This is a genomic window from Ideonella alba (assembly GCF_018069845.1).
GTDB classification, from domain to species: Bacteria; Pseudomonadota; Gammaproteobacteria; order Burkholderiales; family Burkholderiaceae_C; genus Ideonella; species Ideonella alba.
In genome coordinates this window covers 1-2,148 of sequence record NZ_JAGQDD010000043.1, presented here as the reverse complement: position 1 = coordinate 2,148, position 2,148 = coordinate 1, and the positions used below count along the sequence as shown (strand labels likewise).

Annotated in this window: 1 protein-coding gene; it reads left to right on the top strand. The window is 58.4% G+C overall.

Annotated elements, in window-relative coordinates; all coding sequences use genetic code 11:
- A partial coding sequence (locus KAK03_RS24645) for a hypothetical protein (RefSeq protein WP_210857334.1) occupies window positions 1-273 on the top strand: 273 nt, incomplete at its 5' end.
- Window positions 274-2,148: the final 1,875 nt, after the last annotated feature.

The window sequence follows — 2,148 nt, the reverse complement described above, 5'->3', positions numbered from 1 at the left end:
GTCGGCCTCCTACTCGGCCTTACCGCGTACGTCACCTGGCTAACGCGCGATCCGCGGCACTTCGCCAACCCTGATTCGTGGGACTTGTCAGGAATCATCCTTTGGTTTCTCGCCATAGGCGCAGCCATTGGTTTTGTTGGCGGCTTGTCGTTCGTCGAGCGCTGGCTTGAAGACAAGCAAGGTGAACTCTTTGAGAACACCCTGTTGAACGCTTTGTCTGTCCTCGCACTTGTCGCAGTGATTGCGATCGCCATCTACTCCGCCCGCAGCTAAAAGACCAGCCATGAGCCCAATGTTCACGACTTTCCTTCCAAGGTTCGTACTCGACTCCTCTCTGCAGTGAAGCCTAACCCCTCGCTGGAACCGACACCCACCGTCATGGCACTTGGCCCGCTTCCCGGCTTAAGCCATCATCCGTCCAGCGGGCCAAGCGCCATGCCGGCGTGCACGGCTCAGCTCGAACGTTAGGCCGCACCACTATGCCAAGTCGATACACCCGTCTCGCAGTCTCGGTGCTGATTGCCTTTGCTGCGTTCGGCAGTGCAGCACAGTCGAGCAGCAAGATGAGCCCTGTGCTCCCGACTTCGCAGGCGGAGTGCGAAGCAAAGGGCGGAGCCTGGACAACGTTGGGCCTACCCATGCCCGACAAGCCAAAGGTATGCGACCTGAAGGCAGGGGACGCGGGAAAACTCTGCACAGACTCAGTGCAGTGCGAAGGCGTGTGTCTTGCGACAGAGGCTGCTGATCAAGGCGAGGCAGCGAATGGCAAGTGCTCGCCTTTCTTACTGAACTTTGGGACCATGCTGCTCGTTGAGCGAGGCAAGGTCCAACGCGTGTCTGTTGAGTAAGGCGGCGCCAAGCAGATTCGGCAGGCGAAAGTGCGGCCTAACCCCTCGCTCAACCGGACCTGCTGCGGCAAGCACCGTAAGCCTGGTACGAGGCACGTAGTGCATCATTTCGTACCATGCTTACGGCGCTTGCCTCCGCAGGCCGGTCAGCTCGAACGTTAGGCAGCTTCATGTCCGACGAGCAGTGGCAAGCATTCTTTAGGGCCTGCGCTCTTGTTCTGCGGGGCCCAAGCTCAGGCGCCCGAGCAGCATCGACTTGGTGTGCCTGGACAACCTTTCCAAGCTTGAGCGAGTCTCTTCACTACTGGTCGGGTGAACTTCCGTCAGCGGATGAGTTAGGTGCAAAGGGAACAACTGATGGAGGAACATGGGGGCAGCCTTTTTCCTACGAGAGTCTTGCTCACGTCATCATTCCCTCCCACTTCACGCGCGAAGTAATCACAGAAGCCAACTTCAGCCACCACAGCTTCGTTCAGGACATTCAGAGGTTGTCCCAAGAGCTCAATAGGCTCAATGTCCCCCACCGAATTTCAGAGTCAGTCCTTGAAGTCAAGCTCTACTAGCGTCAAGCTGCCTAACCCTTCGCTGGAACCGACGCCCACCGGCATGGCACTTGGCCCGCTTCCCGGCTTAGGTCATCATCCGTCCAGCGGGCCAAGCGCCATGCCAGCGTGCGCGGCTCAGCTCGAACGTTAGGGCGCAGCGAGGCAGCCTTCCAATGAATAGAGTCGTTTCCCTTTCAGTCACCCTAGCCATCGCTGTTTCGGCGTCGGTCGGGTTTGCCACTGGATACTCGTTTCACCTCCGCTTCGGACAAGAAGTCCCTGCGGCTAGACAAGCCTTGGTCGAGCGTGATGCCTCGCAACGAGTTCTGGACGCGTACTCGGAGGTCATTCGAGCCGAGGCTACGCACAGGACCTTCGCCGCCGTGAAGTCAATGACGGAAGTAAAGGAACTTCAAGGCAGGTCAAAGCAGGCCTTACTCGCAACGATCGAGCGTTTCTCACGCATTGCCAGTGAAGCGGACGATCCCAGCGAACGCCGACTTGCACAAGCGTTCCTTCCGCAAGCCAAGAAGATCCAGGAGTCGGTGAATGCTGAGCCCTAACTTCTCATTGCAAGCGACGGCCTGCGGCCGCGCCTGAATTCCAACGTTAGGCCGCACAACCAACCCGCATGTCTCTCGCGTCTCAATTCACCCGACTCGAAGCTCACGTAGTCATAAGGTCGCGGCGCCGCCACGAAAATTCCAGCACATGAGGTACTTCTTCGCGGGCGCAGCAATCATGGTTGGCGTCTG